Annotated in this window: 13 protein-coding genes; 5 read left to right on the top strand and 8 right to left on the bottom strand. The window is 48.4% G+C overall.

Features of this window, described 5'->3' with window-relative positions; genetic code table 11:
* Positions 1-33 precede the first annotated feature (33 nt).
* The 6 genes from DES40_RS05720 to DES40_RS05695 all read right to left on the bottom strand — a co-directional run bounded on the left by DES40_RS05720 (position 34) and on the right by DES40_RS05695 (position 5,164).
* Positions 34-1,458: a sensor histidine kinase gene (locus DES40_RS05720; protein ID WP_121099560.1), complete on the bottom strand. Its 1,425-nt coding sequence runs from the start codon at positions 1,456-1,458 to the stop codon at positions 34-36.
* A 210-nt stretch (positions 1,459-1,668) separates the two neighbouring features.
* A complete protein-coding gene (rplT, locus tag DES40_RS05715) occupies positions 1,669-2,046 on the bottom strand; it encodes a 50S ribosomal protein L20 (protein WP_121099559.1) in 378 nt (125 codons plus the stop codon).
* Between the two features lie 30 nt (positions 2,047-2,076).
* On the bottom strand, positions 2,077-2,277 hold the full coding sequence (rpmI, locus tag DES40_RS05710) for a 50S ribosomal protein L35 (protein ID WP_121099558.1): 201 nt from the start codon (positions 2,275-2,277) through the stop codon (positions 2,077-2,079).
* A 171-nt stretch (positions 2,278-2,448) separates the two neighbouring features.
* Entirely contained in the window at positions 2,449-3,375 is a 927-nt protein-coding gene (locus DES40_RS05705; RefSeq protein ID WP_121099557.1) for a CPBP family intramembrane glutamic endopeptidase, read from the bottom strand.
* A gap of 19 nt (positions 3,376-3,394) precedes the next feature.
* Positions 3,395-3,934, bottom strand: coding sequence for a translation initiation factor IF-3 (gene infC, locus DES40_RS05700; RefSeq protein ID WP_121099556.1), 540 nt, complete (start codon positions 3,932-3,934; stop codon positions 3,395-3,397).
* 93 nt (positions 3,935-4,027) lie between these two features.
* Positions 4,028-5,164, bottom strand: a complete 1,137-nt coding sequence (locus DES40_RS05695; RefSeq protein ID WP_233345445.1) for a glycosyltransferase family 4 protein — start codon at positions 5,162-5,164, stop codon at positions 4,028-4,030.
* 21 nt (positions 5,165-5,185) lie between these two features.
* On the opposite strand from DES40_RS05695, the gene DES40_RS05690 reads away from it, so the two are divergent.
* The 4 genes from DES40_RS05690 to clpB all read left to right on the top strand — a co-directional run bounded on the left by DES40_RS05690 (position 5,186) and on the right by clpB (position 10,366).
* Entirely contained in the window at positions 5,186-5,929 is a 744-nt protein-coding gene (locus DES40_RS05690; RefSeq protein ID WP_121099555.1) for an alpha/beta fold hydrolase, read from the top strand.
* A gap of 8 nt (positions 5,930-5,937) precedes the next feature.
* Positions 5,938-6,813, top strand: coding sequence for a peptide chain release factor N(5)-glutamine methyltransferase (gene prmC, locus DES40_RS05685; protein ID WP_121099554.1), 876 nt, complete (start codon positions 5,938-5,940; stop codon positions 6,811-6,813).
* 207 nt (positions 6,814-7,020) lie between these two features.
* Positions 7,021-7,638: a DUF4167 domain-containing protein gene (locus tag DES40_RS05680; protein ID WP_121099553.1), complete on the top strand. Its 618-nt coding sequence runs from the start codon at positions 7,021-7,023 to the stop codon at positions 7,636-7,638.
* A gap of 145 nt (positions 7,639-7,783) precedes the next feature.
* Positions 7,784-10,366: an ATP-dependent chaperone ClpB gene (gene clpB / locus DES40_RS05675; protein ID WP_121099552.1), complete on the top strand. Its 2,583-nt coding sequence runs from the start codon at positions 7,784-7,786 to the stop codon at positions 10,364-10,366.
* A gap of 47 nt (positions 10,367-10,413) precedes the next feature.
* Here clpB and DES40_RS05670 read toward each other — a convergent pair whose 3' ends face one another.
* Positions 10,414-11,175, bottom strand: a complete 762-nt coding sequence (locus DES40_RS05670; RefSeq protein ID WP_121099551.1) for a DUF4282 domain-containing protein — start codon at positions 11,173-11,175, stop codon at positions 10,414-10,416.
* Positions 11,176-11,267: 92 nt separating this feature from the next.
* On the bottom strand, positions 11,268-12,734 hold the full coding sequence (locus DES40_RS05665) for a M23 family metallopeptidase (RefSeq protein WP_121099550.1): 1,467 nt from the start codon (positions 12,732-12,734) through the stop codon (positions 11,268-11,270).
* A 190-nt stretch (positions 12,735-12,924) separates the two neighbouring features.
* Between DES40_RS05665 and DES40_RS05660 the strand changes: the two genes are divergently transcribed.
* Positions 12,925-16,158: an intermembrane phospholipid transport protein YdbH family protein gene (locus DES40_RS05660; RefSeq protein ID WP_121099549.1), complete on the top strand. Its 3,234-nt coding sequence runs from the start codon at positions 12,925-12,927 to the stop codon at positions 16,156-16,158.
* Positions 16,159-16,178 lie beyond the last annotated feature (20 nt).

The following is a 16,178-nucleotide window of genomic DNA, read 5'->3' as shown; positions in this document are numbered from 1 at the left end:
TTTTCATACAGATAGCCTTGCCCAAGCTTTTGCTTATGCGATTTTTTGGGCGTGTATATGCGGCGAAATCGGCGCTCCTGAGGCCTTTATGTCTGCTGTAGTTTTATCTGTGTTCGGCGCTGTGTTCGGCTTTGTGTTTTCTTCGGCTTTCATCAATGGCAAGGGGATGTGGACGGTGAACATGGTGCCATAATTCAATCGGCTTTCTAGATTGATTGATCCCCCCATGGCTTCGACCATCCCTTTGGTAATCGAAAGGCCCAAGCCTGTGCCTTGGGTCTGTGTTGAATGGCGATTATCGACTTGCTCAAAGCGTTTGAAAACGCGCTCAGTATGCTCTTCGGAAATGCCAATCCCTGTATCGCGTACATAAAGATACAAATCGAAAACATCTAAATTACGGCTCATGCCTTTGACAAAGATATCTATACGGCCTTCTTTCGTAAACTTCACCGCATTGCCAATCAGATTATTGGCGATTTGTCTGAGACGGCTTTCATCCCCAATAAACATCGTCGGAACATAAGGGTCATAATGTAGGCCTAATGAAATTCCTTTTCCCAAAGAGGCAGGGTGATGCAATTGAACAAGGTCATTGAGAATTTTTGCTAAATTCAGAGGCGCGTCTTTCAAGACAATTTTGCCTGCATCAAGTTTTGATAAATCCAACACATCATTGATAATCGTGACGAGGCCATCACTACACCCCTCAATGATTTCTGAATATTGTCTCTGCTTTGGATCCAAATCTGTTTTAAGCAAAAGCCCCGCCATACCTATGACGCCATTAAGAGGTGTGCGAAGCTCATGGCTCATATTCGCCAAAAAGCTAGATTTTGCATGATTAGCTTCTTTTGCGAGGCGAACATGTTTCTCCATCAGAGAGAAAATATAGGCGATACTGAGAGAGTACAGCGCCATAATCGTCGAAATAATGAGCAAGGCAATTGTACATTGAATGGCGCGTTGGAAATTTTGCCCGTCATAAAGAATTGGATTAGCTGGGAGAGTGGGTGGGGCCTGTGATGAAATATAATAAAGATACCAAATGAAGGCTGTATTGATGACGCCAAATATAGCGACGAGGCGCCAATTCCCAATCGTACCATTGATGATGGCGCCCACCACTAACAGGGGTAACATGGCTGTGTTGATGCCGATGTGATCCGGGTAAGCCGAAGCGCCAATTCCAAGTAATATAAGGCCAGAACAGAACCCCGCATAGACAGAGAAGTTTTTATAATACCGAATGAGGTAAGTCGCGCCAATAACGCAGGCTGAGGCAATGATAGAAATCCAATGGTCATGCGTCCAGCCGCCATAGGTATAGGTCATAAAGATCAGGTTGACGATCTGTGACGCGATAAAGACCCAGCCAATAATATAGACAGTACGAGCCTTCAGCAGGTCAGCGGCTCCCGTGTCGTCTGCTGCGCGTAGCAAGCGCTCATATGGCATGAGAAATTTTATAATTTCGCCCTATCTAGAAAACTGATTATTTTCTTAGAAGACGATGATTACGAAACGGTTATTTTTACAATCATCAATGCGTAACTATAATTTATCACCCTTAGGCAGTTTAAATCTTTCCTATGGGGCATCCCTTTTGTTTCCCCAAAAAAAAAGCGCCCCTTATGGGACGCTTTGAATTCTCGTTTATTAAGCGGATTAGGCTTTAACAGTGTGCGGCTGGCTAGCGTGCTTTTTCGCAGTTTCAACAAGCGCTTTAAAGCTTTCTGGCTCATTGCCAGCCATGTCAGCCAAGACTTTACGGTCAAGGTTGATACCGGCTTTGTTTAGGCCATCCATGAAACGACCATAAGTCAAACCGTGTAAACGTGCAGCCGCATTAATGCGTTGGATCCACAAAGCGCGGAACTGACGCTTTTTCAGCTTACGGCCGATATAGGCGTACTGACCGGCTTTTTCGACGGCTTGGTTAGCGATACGGAAAGTATTTTTACGGCGACCGCGATAACCTTTGGCGGCGTCGATAATTTTTTTGTGGCGTGCGTGTTTTGTGACGCCGCGTTTTACTCGTGACATAATATTACTCCAGTAAGATAAGGGCGGCGATTAGCCGTTTGGCATGAATGATTTTTTGATACGCTTTGCATCACAGTCTTTAAGAACTGTTGTGCCGCGCAATTTACGAATTTGGTCATTCGTACGTTTGATCATTCCGTGACGTTTGCCGGCTTGGCCAGCTTTCACTTTACCACTAGAGGTAATTTTAAAGCGCTTTTTTGCGCCTGACTTGGTCTTCATTTTTGGCATTTCGGTCTCCTGATTTGGTGTCTTGCATCAGACCCGATGCGCGACACAGCCTTTGTGAGTGTATAGGCATGCCTGTTAGCCCATAGCACTGCGGTTTCTGAGTCACCTCAGAAGCGGGCCTTATAGTGTTTGCGCAGAGACAGTCAAGCGGTAGAGCACAGCTATACGGGCCTAAATACCTTTCTTTTGGTTTTGCTTTTCACGCCAATGATTAAACCCAATAATGATAGCTGTCAGAGCAAAAATGAGTACGGCATCCTCTATCGCACTCCGCCATGTTATCATAGGCTCTGGCCCTGTCCAAATTGCAGAGTGCGGCAAAGTTGGGTCTGCATATCCAAAGACTGTAAACACAAAGAAATTATTACCTATATGGACACCGATAGCGCTTTCCAGACCTTGATCGGCATAACTTAGCCAACACATGGCCATGCCAAAGGCAAAAATACTCAGCATATAAGGGAGCATTTGCTGATAGGCTTCGGGATTCGCCATATGTAAAGCCGCAAATAACCCACTGGTGATAATAAAGGCTATCCAAGGCCGTTTCGTTATCTGGCTAAGGCCTTGGTTTAAATAACCGCGGCAAAGAATTTCCTCAGAGGCTGATTGAATGGGCAATAGGAAGAGCATGATACCCAACATGATAAGGTACCCTTTCCAATCTGGGTGAAGTACGACTTCATCAAAATCTTCAAAGCCCAACCCATATTCCACTGCCGTCAAACTGCCATAAACAATGAGGACGATGACAAAGCTTATTAAAAGGCGGTTCCACCGAAATGTGGGGGCCGTGGTAAGAAGGCGTTTAAGCGGGAGCCGATGCCAATATTTATAGATAAGAAATGGGACGATAAAGGCCGGGATGAAATAGATCCAAAGCATCAGGGAATCCCCATAGCCACTTCGCGGGAAATTAGGGTCTAGGGGGAGTTGCCATTCAGCGGGTAGAAAATCAAAAAGGCCGAAAAGGGGAAGGGCCAAAAGGTCAGGGAGGGTTAATAGGATGAGCGCCCCAAAAAGCCAATGCCCATATGAAATACGCCGCGAAAGCGGCGCATTGGGAAACTTTAAAAAATAATTGGGAGTGTCTGACATTTACGAAAGACGGCGTGGCCTAGCGCGGGGCTAGCACCATAGTCATCATACGACCTTCGGTCTTTGGCTCGAACTCAACTTTGGCGGTTTCGGCAAAGTCTTCTTTGACGCGTGCCAAAAGGTCCATGCCACGATCCATATGGGCCATTTCACGCCCGCGGAATCTTACGGTGACTTTTACTTTGTCGCCTCGATCAAAGAATTTTGTCATGGCTTTCGTTTTCACGCCGTAATCATGCACGTCGATATTCGGGCGCATTTTAATTTCTTTGAGCGTCTGCGTCCGTTGGTTTTTGCGGTTCGCAGCTTTTTTCTTTTGATTTTCGAAACGTAATTTACCGTAATCCAAAACTTTGGTTACGGGGGTTTCACCGGGGGCGACTTCTACTAAGTCGAGGCCTGCTGCAGAGGCAGCGGCAAGGGCTTCTTCAAGAGAGACAACTCCTCGTTTTTCACCTGTCTCAGTGATAAGAAGGACTTTGGGGGAAGTAATGTCCCGATTGATGCGCGGACCCTTGGGCTTTTTAGCAGGGGCTGCGGCTAATGGGCGTCTAGCGATGCGGAATTCTCCTAAGATTGTTAACGTTGGTCAGAATATGGCGGTAAAACCGCAAATTTTCAAGTGGTAAGGCGGGCGCTAAAGGCGCTTTTCCTACCGTATAACGGCCCGATAGACGCCAATTGTGCGTAATTGCAATGATTTTTTTGAAAAATATCGCGCTATGCGAGATCGCGCCTTTCCCCCATCATAGCTTGGCCAAGCTATGGCTTTGCGAATGGCTTTCGCCATAGCTACAGAATCATGCGCGGGGACGAGCCAACCTGTCTCTTCATCCTTCACCGTTTCCAAGGCCCCGCCTAGGGCCGTCGCAACAACAGGGCGGCCCATTGCCTGTGCTTCGGCGGCGATACGGCCAAAGGCTTCGGGCTCATTTGAGGCGCTAAGGACGATATCGGCGGCGGCGAGAATAAGGGGCATATCAGGTCTATGCCCGGCGAGTATAACGCGATCAGAGAGTCCTAGGCTTTGGGCCTTGGCTTTAACTTCGGCGACATAATCATCACGGCCTTGGGGATCCCCCACAAGGATGAGGCGGCAGAATTCTGGCAGTTCGGCCAGAGCCTCTATGGCATCAAGCTGCCCTTTCCAGCGGGTTAACCGACCTGGCAATACAATAAGCTTATCGCGCTCCGTCCCCCATTCAAGTCTTTGCGCCGTAATGGCTTCTTGACTGACAGTCATGGGGTCAAAGCGTTTCATATCGACGCCGCGATGAATAACGGTGATTTTGTCAGGGGCGCATTTATGCGTTTTAAGAATATGGGCTTTCGTAAATTCAGAATTGGCAATCACGGCGTCGCCTTTGGCCATGACGGAATTATAAAAACGCTTTAGGCTGTTATTTGCATTATAAATGCCGTGATAGGTCGTCACGAAAGCCGTATTAGTGAGCTTGGCCGCAAAATAAGCGGGCCAAGCAGGTGCGCGTGAACGGGCATGTATCACATTTATATTATGGGCTTTGACAAGTTTTGCGATTTGCAAAATACGCGGAATTACTGTGAGCACGTTTTTACTGCCGATGGATGCGCTGTGTAATATACCGCCAAGCGCTTTTATTTCTGTTTCTAATCGCCCGCCCGCAGAGAGGACATGGGCTGTATGCCCTGCCTCTGTTAAGGCCTCGACAATCTCTACCGTCGTACGTTCAACGCCACCTGCATTCAAATCAGGTAAGATTTGCAGTATGCGCAGGGCAGGGTTATCGAGGCGAGACTCATTCATCATTTAGAACCTTAGAGGGATTTTATGACTAACGCACCAGACTTTCTTGAAATCTCTGACGGAACAAAATTAGCTTATCGCAAAGTTGAGGGATTCTCTCCGACTGTGATTTGGTGTGGGGGGCTTAAATCTGACATGATGGGTTCAAAGGCTGTATATTTGGACAGTTGTGCCAAAGAGCAAGGCTTCCGTTATATTCGATTTGACTATTTTGGGCATGGCGAGAGCGATGGTAACTTTACAGAAGGCACACTTAGTCGCTGGAGCGCGGATATTATTTCGGTCATTGACAAGCTTTGCGATGACGAAGTCATTTTGGTGGGGTCTTCAATGGGGGGCTGGGCCAGTCTCTTAGCGGCTCTGGAGCGCAAACAACGCGTTAAGGCTATGGTGCTTATCAATCCGGCGCCTGATTTCACAGAAAAACTTAGGCGCGCGAAATGGGGTGAAGCCGAAGAAAAAGCTCTCATTGAAAATGGCGTGGTATATGAAACGTCAGGGTATGATGAACCTTATGCCTATTCAAAAAAGTTGATGGATGATGGTAAAGCGCGGCAAATACTCGATGGGCCTATCGCGCTATCCTGTCCTATTCGGATTTTTCAAGGGTCAAATGATACAGTCGTACCGCCGGCCCATAGCCGATTAATCGTCGATGCTGTCGAGAGCGAAGATGTCACCTGCACGCTAGTAAAGGGGGGAGATCACAGCTTGTCGAGAGCTGGGGATTTGCGACTTATCTCTGCAGCTCTGAAGGCTTTGTTTTAGGCGGGCGTATGAGCACGGCGCCCAATACATCACAGACATATGTGGTTCAGAGCTATAAGCGCCAATTGACGGAGCGCTTTCGCAAGGCGGGTATTGTGGCTGCACAAGAAGAGGCGTTAGACCTCCTCATGGCGGTGACGGGCTTTAGTCTGACGGACATCGCCTTGCGCGGAAAAGATGAACTCTCTGAAGTGGCAATGATGTCTCTATCGAGACTTGCGGCGCGTCGTTTGGGCGGCGAACCGCTTGATATGATTTTGGGTTGGCGTGAATTTTATGGGCGCAAATTTAAAGTCACCAAAGATGTGTTATCGCCGCGTGGAGACAGCGAAACGCTCATCCTTTCTTGCCTCTCTGCGTTAGAGGGTAAAACATCACCATCAATCTTAGATCTCGGCACAGGGTCAGGGGCGCTTGCCTTAACGCTTTTGGCAGAGCGGCCGGATGCGCAGGCTCTGGCAGTGGACCTCTCAGACGCGGCTTTGTCCGTTGCCAAGGAAAATGCGAAAGCCTTAAAGGTCGTGGATAGATGTGAACTTATTCAGAGCGATTGGTTTGAAAATGTTACCGGGCAATTCGATCTGATAGTGTCCAATCCGCCCTATATAACGAATGCGGCCATGGAGGCCCTAGAGACCGAAGTTTTGAATTATGACCCCGATTTAGCCTTAAGGGGCGGGGAGGATGGTCTTGAGGCTTATCGTAAAATCCTATCGGATTATCGGCCATTTTTGAAAATTGGCGGCGCTCTATGGGTGGAAATTGGATATGACCAAGGGGCGAGCATTTCTGAGCTTTTCAAACAGAACGGGGTCGTCGCGCCTAGAGTTGTCAAAGACCTAGCAGGGCATGATCGCTGTGTGGGCGGTGAATACCAAATTTAAAGGTTATATGAAATTTAAATCAAAAAAGACTTTGCGATAGTGGTTGGGTTTGCTACGTCAAAGTCACAGGCCAGAACAGTCCCGTTAAAAGATTCGTGGAGAAATTTAACAAGGACACAGCCTAAAGTCCCAATTGCTATGACATTTATGCCTAATCCGAGGCTGATGCGTGCGAGGGGAAGAACATTATCCTTATAGGACAAGACTATGAAGCGTCAGCGCGGTCGTAATCGTAATAATAACAATAATCGAAACAATAATAACAGTAATCGATCTATGGACAGTAATGGCCCAGACGTGAAAGTTCGCGGTACGGCCAGCACAATCTATGAAAAATATACGACTTTGGCGCGCGATGCGGCGAGTTCTGGAAACCGCGTAAAAGCCGAAAGCTATCGTCAACATGCAGAGCATTATCTGCGTTTGATGAACGCTCAAGAAGCTGCCAAACAAGAAGCCCGTGAAAAGGCTGAGGCCGAACGTGCGGCTCGCGGTGAAAATGAGAACGATGACGAAGACGGAGATCGCCGTAATAATAACCGTAATCGCAATCAAAATAATAACCGCCGCCGTCAACAAAAGACCACGGATGATGAGACAGCGAATACGGGAACAGAAACCCCTAAATCCCCTGACGGGTTAGAGGTTGTTAATCCTGAAGCCGAAGTCGCTATTGTTAAAAAGACGCGCAAGCCTAAAGCTGTGAAAGCTGAAGCTGCCGCAGTGGACACTGCAGAGGCGGAATCAGAAGAGGCTGCCCCCAAACGCCGCCGCAAAGCGCCAGCAAGAAAAACATCTGACGACGCGGTCGAAGCCGCCGAGTAAGCAGATTTTCTGGCGAAGACATTCAAACCTCGACTTAACCGTCGGGGTTTTTTGTTATGGGCCACTCTTGAAGGTGAGGAATAAAATCCTACATGTCTATGCGAAAGAGATGTTTGCTTTCCGAACTTAGATTTTAAGGTGAAACATGGATATCCAAGCCTATACACAACGGGGCCGTACTGTCATCCAAACGGCTCAGACTGAAGCGCTAACGCGTGACCATCAACAATTGACGCCGCTTCATATTTTCTATGCCCTTTTACAAGAGCAGGGCGGTTTACCGAAAACCCTGTTGAAAATGGCCGGTGGGAACATGGCGATATTAGAAGCCGAAATAGAGAAGGCACTTGGTAAGCTCCCACAAGTCCAAGGCGGGGCGGGATTGTCATTATCAAAAGAGAGTGCCAAGACTTTTGCGAATGCTGAAAAGTCTGCCAAAACCGCAGGCGATGCATTTGTTACGGTAGAGCGGCTATTACTCGCCACAGTCTTAAATGCAGATAAAACCTTGAACGCGGTTTTAACGGCGTCAGATATAGAGAGTTCAAAGCTACAAGAGGCGATAAAATCTGTGCGAAAAAATGATGATCCTGTGACCTCTGATGCCGCTGAAGATCAGTATGATGCGTTATCAAAATATGCGCGAGATTTGACCCAAGCCTCACGCGACGGAAAGCTCGACCCTCTCATCGGACGGGACGAAGAAATCCGCCGTACAATCCAAGTGCTATCCCGCCGTTCTAAAAATAATCCTCTCTTAATTGGGGAACCCGGTGTGGGTAAAACCGCCATTGCCGAAGGGTTGGCGAACCGCATCGTGTCAGGAGACGTTCCCGAATCTATCCGCGATAAGCGCCTCTTGGCTTTGGATATGGGGGCGTTGATTGCCGGCGCGAAATATCGCGGGGAATTTGAAGAACGCCTCAAAGCTGTTTTAAAAGAGGTCGAAGCCGCCAATGGCGAAATCATTCTCTTTATTGATGAAATTCATACGCTTGTTGGCGCGGGTAAGACGGATGGGGCCATGGATGCCGCTAACCTTTTAAAGCCCGCTCTGGCGCGTGGAGAACTGCATTGTGTCGGCGCAACAACGCTGGATGAATATCGGAAACATTTAGAAAAAGACGCAGCCCTAGCGCGCCGTTTTCTAACCGTGTTTGTCACAGAACCGACCGTCGAAGATACCGTCTCTATTCTACGCGGATTGAAAGAAAAATACGAAGTCCATCACGGTATTCGAATTTCCGATTCCGCCATCGTTTCGGCGGCTCAACTTTCAAACCGTTATATCACGGATAGGTTTTTGCCAGATAAGGCCATTGATTTAATGGACGAGGCCGCGTCACGCCTGCGTATGCAAGTGGATAGCAAGCCTGAAGCGCTCGATGAAATTGACCGGCGTTTGGTACAATTAAAAATCGAAGTCGAAGCGTTGAAAAAGGAAAAAGATCAAGCCTCCAAAGACCGCCTGAAAAATCGCAAAGAGGAAATCAAAGACCTCGAAGCGCAATCAAGCGATATGACTTTGGCGTGGGAAGCTGAAAAGTCCAAATTGGCCTCTGCCGCAGATGTAAAAGAACAGCTAGAACAAGCCCGGCATGCCCTGCAAGATGCCGTGCGCCGCGGCGATTATGAAATGGCCGGACGTTTGCAACATGAAGATATTCCAGAACTTGAAACCAAAGTGCAAAAGCTAGAATCCCAGAATGACGATACAGCGTCTTTGGCCTCTGAGACTGTGACCTCAGAAACCATCGCGGCGGTTGTGTCTCGTTGGACGGGTGTACCGGTTGAAAAAATGCTCGAAGGCGAGCGAGATAAATTGCTGACAATGGAAACCGTTTTGGGCGCGCGTGTCGTTGGCCAAGAAAAAGCGGTCGAGGCCGTTTCCGATGCTGTGCGCCGTGCTCGCGCGGGGCTGAGAGATCCTGCGCGGCCCATTGGCAGTTTCATGTTTTTAGGGCCGACAGGTGTAGGTAAAACGGAACTGACCAAAGCGCTCGCCGAATTTATGTTTGATGATGACCAAGCGATTACACGCATGGATATGTCTGAATATATGGAGAAACACTCGGTCGCCCGCTTGATTGGGGCGCCTCCGGGCTATGTTGGATATGATGAAGGCGGCGCGTTGACCGAAGCGGTAAGACGTCGTCCCTATCAGGTTGTTCTTTTTGATGAGATTGAAAAAGCGCATCCCGATGTCTTCAATGTGTTACTGCAAGTCTTGGATGATGGCCGCCTAACCGATGGGCAAGGCCGAACTGTGGATTTCCGAAATACGCTTATTATCCTGACATCCAATATAGGGGCGCAGCATCTGTTGAACCTCGCCGATGGCGATAATGTAAATGCGGCGCGTGTCGGTGTGATGGCAGAGGTGAATAGCTATTTCCGTCCAGAATTCCTCAATAGGCTGGATGAAATATTGCTGTTCGAACGTCTGAAACCGGAACATATGGGCGCGATTGTCGACATTCAAATGAAGCGGCTCCAAGGGTGGCTGAAAGATAAATCTATCACGCTCAGCCTATCTGATTCCGCTCGTACATGGTTGGGTGAAAAGGGATATGATCCGTCTTATGGTGCGCGCCCATTAAAACGTGTCATCCAAAAATCCGTCCAAGACGAACTCGCGCGCGAGATATTGGCGGGTCGAGTCTCTGATGGGGATGAGATAAAGATTAGCGAAGCGGGTGGTAAAATCCGTATCAGTAAAACCTCATAAAAAAACCCGCCAATTTGGCGGGTTTTTTATTTAAAGGCTTAACAGGTTTAATCTGCTTTTTTCGGACCCGGCTTTGCGCGCGGTGTACCGTCTTTTTTCAACAAATTACCGTCTTTATCACGCAGAGCTTTGGTGCCTGGTTTTGGGCCGCGTTTCTTTGTTGTCGTGGTCTTTTTAACGGCTGTGGTCTTTTTGGCTGTTGTTGTTTTCTTGACCGCCGTAGGGGCCTTTTTTGTAGAAACCGCTTTGGTCGTCGTTTTCGCCTCTATGTCAACCGTTTCCGAGGTGGCTTTGGACGCCGCTGTCTTTGATGCCGCTGTCTTTTTGGCAGAACTTACTTTGGTTTTTGTGGCGCTTGTAGCGGCTTTGGCTTTGGACTGAACCGTTTCAGAAATGTCTTCCATACTGTCCTTCACACCATCTACGGACGACTTGGTTCTTTCCGTTGCGGCTTGTGTTAATTCACGCGCGCGCTTAGAGGCGGCTTCTGCCGCTTTTTTGGTTTCGGCCATAATATCAATATCCGCGCTTTCAGACTTCCCGCCATCGGGCGATAAATTGTCATTAATGCGGAAAATTGCCACGGCGATCTCGCTGACGAGGCGGATCGTGAAGAGCGCAAATAGAATTGTCGCAAAGGAATTAATGAAAATTACAAAGCCAGCGATTGGGCCGAGTTTCAATGCCGCCAGACCTTCAGCAAAGAGGTCGAGCCCCCAAACAATAATGGCTAACCAGAAAAATGGAATGATAAGTTTTTCTTTCAACAATTTGTCGAAAGAAAAGAAAAAGTTAAATAGATTTTTCATGCGGGTCTATCCTTTGACTGTGCCTAAATCGCAGCAATAAAACGAGTTTAGCGCTTCTGGCAAAGGAATCAACTTCCACGTAAAGTCGTTACCTATTGCTGTTCAGGCGAGGGTGAATGTGTCGGCTCGCTGGCTTCTACGCTTAAGACAACTTCGCCAATGGGGGCGGCGGGTCTGATGACTTCGGACTTTTCACGAAGGGCATCGATTTCTGCGCGTCTTTGTTTGAATTTCGGCATTTCTGTTTTACCCAATGGTTTGCCTGAAAGTTGAGACAAGCGGCGAGGGTTAATTTTCTTGCCATTATGTATGACTTCATAATGTAAATGCGGCCCCGTAGATCGCCCAGTCGTTCCCACATAACCGATGACTTGGTCTTGGGTGACATATTTACCCGCGCGAATGCCGCGCGCGAAACCATTCAAATGCGCATAAGCGGTTTTATAACCATCTGTATGACGAATGCGTATATAATTACCAAAACTTCCAAATCGATTGGCGCGTTCTACTGTGCCTGAACCTGCTGCCAAAATGGGCGTTCCGCGCGGAGCAGCAAAATCAACGCCGGCATGCATTTTACGATAACCCAATATGGGGTGTTTCCGGCGACCAAAGCTCGATGAGAGGCGCGCGCCATTAATGGGTGTCGCGCGTAATTTACGTTTCGCTGTTTTACCGTCTTGGTCGTAAAAATTCTCGCGTCCATCCTCTCCGGTATAGAGATAATATTCCGAAGTTTTACCGCGCGGAGAAAAGCTCGTGTAAAGAAGGTCTCCAGATTTTATCATCTTACCTTTGCGATCACGGGCGACTTCAAAAAACATCTCAAAACTGTCACCGGGTTGGATGTCACGTTGAAAGTCGACGGAATATTCATAGATATTGGCAAATTGGGCCACGACCCGATCTGGCGCGCCCAGCCGCGTGGCATCCAAGTAAAGTGAGTTCTCAATCGTGGACTGTACGGACACCGTTTCATATTTGAATTCCGCACTTACGCCGCGAGCAGTGTAGTTTTCGCCTCTGCGTTCCACAAAAACAGTTTGTTCCAGTGTGGGGCGGAAGGTCATATTCTCCAGCGTTTGTCCCTTGAAATAAAGGTCAAATTTTTGGCCAACTCGGACATTTCTGGGTTTGTAAACTTCGGCGAAGGCTTGCGTTACGCGATAGGCCTCTGGGCCTGTCAGGCCGTTATTTTGCAACATTGGGCCGAGGCTATCTCCAGATTTAACCACGAGGGTTTTTTGCGTAATAGGCGTGTCAAAAGGGTCTGAGTCGAGCGCCATGTCATAACGCGTTAAATCCACTGTGGGGACTTTCACGCTCATGACCGCAGGCGGCGAGTCTGCTTCGGATTCACCATTGGGCAAAGCAATGGCGGCGACAAGTGCGACAACGGCTGTGGCGCCTAAGAACTTCCAACGATTGCGTCGCGGAATAGCCGTGTTTGAATAGTCTTTATAGGCTTTGGCGCGCACAATTAATCCTGACTTAGCGGCCTCAAGCGGCGACTTTTTAGGGGGAAGTGGGTCAAAGTTAGACTTTTCATCGCCGGACATAAATTACCTTAAGTATGTTTGTATTTTGTCTGTCAAAGACACGGTGTTAACCTAGTTTGCAGAATGACCCCTAAGCAAGTGTTAAATCTTTTCTACTGCGCCGTAAACTTACGAAGTTTTTATATAGTCGCAGGGTTTTTCTTGCCGTAAAGTTATTTCACCTGAGCGGGGAAAGGACCTATAAGCAACTATGCTAACACCGAGCCAGCCCGGCGCCGAAAAAAGCCCCTCTGACAAGAGTCCGAATCCTAAACGCGGGTCTGTTTGGAAAATCGTGCTTTGGGGAGTGGCCGTCCTTTTTGTCATCGCCATTTTATTGGCTATTTTCTTTTGGACGCAGCGATACAGCTTGATTGAAAATTACGCCAAGAACCTGCTGAGGGAACAAGGCATAGAGGCAGAGCTCTCTATCACAAGCCTGTCTCGGGAGGCTGTCATCCTGCGCGATGTGTCTTTGACCTATCAATCAGAGCCTTATCAATCAGAGCCCTCGCCATTTTTTAAAGCCAAACGCATAGAGGCGGATTATATTTTAAAAGAGGCGATGAATGGGCGTATGAAGCGTCTAAGGTTGGTTGAACCATTTGCCAAAATTACGTTGGATGAACAGTTCCGTATTATTGATGGCTGGCTCCCGCCCCGTGACCAAGAGTCAAATGGCGCGCCAATCACTATTCCAGAATATGGTTTGCAGATCGAAGACGGAGAATTTGATATGGTGACGCCATATGGCGAACCTATCATTTCTATCAATGCGGACATAAAAGAGACCGACCAATTCGTTGCCACGCTTTTGTTAAAACCTTCGTCTTATCAATACCAAGATTGGACAACCGAGGGCAGTGCGCGCCTCGATATGAAAGTCGATGGAAATAACAAAGATATAGATGGTTTGATAAAAATCGATAGCTTAGCGGGTGAGGGCTTAGTCGTTTCAGAGGCTACCTTATCCATAGTGGGGCCTTTGACGGTAAATACACAATTGCCGATAGATATAGATACGCTCGATATGGATTTTAACGGGCGCATCACAGGGGCGGCGGAACTGATTAAAAACAGGGTTTTTAGTTTAGACACAAGCGAGTTTGACTGGTCTGGCGCGATTATGCGGCGCACTCAGAGCCGTGTCTCTCCACATGTTGAAGGTCAGTTGGGCCTCGCAACAGAGAAGTTTTCAATCTTGAATAAAGACAGGGCAAAGGAATTGGCGCAATTGCTGACCCTGTCTGAGCCTTTGTTAAAGACGCCTATAGCACAACATTTTTCTCCATCCCTGACGGCGACCCTTGAAAACCTATTGGAGCAATCGGCGATTGATACGCGCGCAGATATCAACTTCGACGGCGAAACGGCAAGTATTGCTCTGGTGGCTCCGTTTAGAACGCAGCGGAATAAGCAGACTCTTGAGGTCTGGCCCAGTGCTGACGCGCCTCTATATGTTTGGAACCATTCTGACAAAGCCATGCAATTGGCCTTTAATGCGAATTTGAACCGCCCCGTTCCCTTGGCGCTGACAAATGCGCGAATGGGCGCCGTGTCATCAAATGCGTGGCAGTTACAAGGCGTTACACAGTTTTCAGGGCAGATGGCTACCCAGGCCAGTTGGCGCGTCAAAGCCGATGGCGAAGCCACACGATTGGCGCCTTTCAAAGCCAACCTCAATTATGTCTCAAATGAGAAAACAAGGCGGCTTATGGTGCAAGGCGGCATAGATTTCGATGGGCGCTTGCCAATGGGCTATGTCGAAAAATTGGTGACGCGCGGGCGCGTGGATCTAAACCTTGCGCCCTTGGGACAAAATGGTTTGTCCCTCAATTATACGCCGTCTGACCCGATAATGACCTTGTCGAAATTGACCAATGACACCGATTGGATTTTAAAGGATGTGTCTTTCAAACTTGCGCCTAAGGCATCAAAAGCGGGCCCGCATTTTGCGACCCAAGGCCTTGATAAAGCGAAAATAGCGGCTGGTCTTGAAACGGTTTCATTCTCTGCATTCCATAAAACCGAAGATAACAACTTTGCAATTCAGGCCGATAGCGTCGTTGCTGATGGGGCTCTGAATTTTACCAAAGCAGTGCAAGATTGGACATTAGATTTTCAATCGGCGCATATGACGTCTGATACCCTGCCGATGCCTGGCACAAAAGCCTATATTCCGACAGGCTCTGCGGCGATTAATTACACAACAGACGCTTTGAATTTTGACTTTGAAACCCCGTCTTTGAATGTGTCTTTATTGCAAGGCAGCGCTGAAGGCCTCGCCGTGAAGGCCAATGGCACCCCTGATGATTTTTGGATTGAACATTCGGGCGGTGTCATTGAAACGGATATGGCCGATATACCGCAATGGCCCGTGACGGGGAGAGCGCATTACACGACAAGCGGTATTTCAGGCCATGCCGAGGCCGTTGTACCGCGCGCCAATAACGCCATTGTCAAATCGGATTATCATTATTTCGAGGGCGCGGGCAGCGCGCAGGTTAATCTAGAGAGCCTCGTCTTCAAGCCAAGGGGGTTTCAGCCACAAGATTTAATCCCTGCGCTTCGCGGTAAAATCACCTCTGTTGAAGGCGTCGTCGCGGCGACTGTAAACCTGACCTTCGCCGATGGAGCCCTAGAACAATCAGATGGCGTTCTGGATTTAACGAACATGAATTTCAGTACGCCGCCCGGCCCGGTAAAGGGGCTTAATACGCAAATTAAACTTAGCTCGCTTTTACCGTTTCAGAGCCAAGGGGTTCAAACCCTGACGCTAGAAGAGTTCAATCCTGGCATTGCCTTGAAGGGCGGGGCGGCAGAGTATGAGTTATTGCCCGAAGGGGTTAGAATTACGAGCGCGCGCTGGCCATTAGGGGAAGGGGCTTTTGCTTTGGATCCCTTTACGTGGAGTTACGGCGCGCTTCAGAACCGCGTTGTTATGCGACTTGACGACATTCCGATTAATGAGCTGCTCAAAACATTTGGGAATGAAAAAATCGAGGCGACAGGTATCGCGAGAGGCGAATTCCCCGTGGTTGTTGAAGGTATCAAAGTGACGGTGGATAAGGGCTTTATCGAGGCCAAAGACGGCGGAACTATCCGATATAATCCAGATGAAGGCACCGCCGTGACCTATTCTCAGGAACAAGCCTTAGACATTATTCGCCGTCAGGACACGGCAGAGTACAGAAATCTGGCCCGTGACGCGATGCGCGAGTTTAAATATCGTGAACTCAGAGCCTCTGTTGACGGCCCGCTGGACGGTGATGTCGAACTTGCCGTCGTTTTTGACGGCACCAATAAAAAGGTTCTGAACGGACAGCCCTTTGAATTTGACATAGAGGTGCAAGGGGAGCTGTTTAACATTCTGCGCAGTTTTAATTCAAATGCGCATTTGCAATCACAGCTACGAAAGCAAGCCCAAGATTTAGCGGCAGAATAAACGCAGGGGCGGCTGAATAA

The sequence above is a fragment of the Litorimonas taeanensis genome (assembly GCF_003634015.1).
GTDB lineage: Bacteria > Pseudomonadota > Alphaproteobacteria > Caulobacterales > Maricaulaceae > Litorimonas > Litorimonas taeanensis.
The sequence above is the reverse complement of the archived record's forward strand: the minus strand, read 5'-3'. Positions and strand labels throughout refer to the sequence as shown.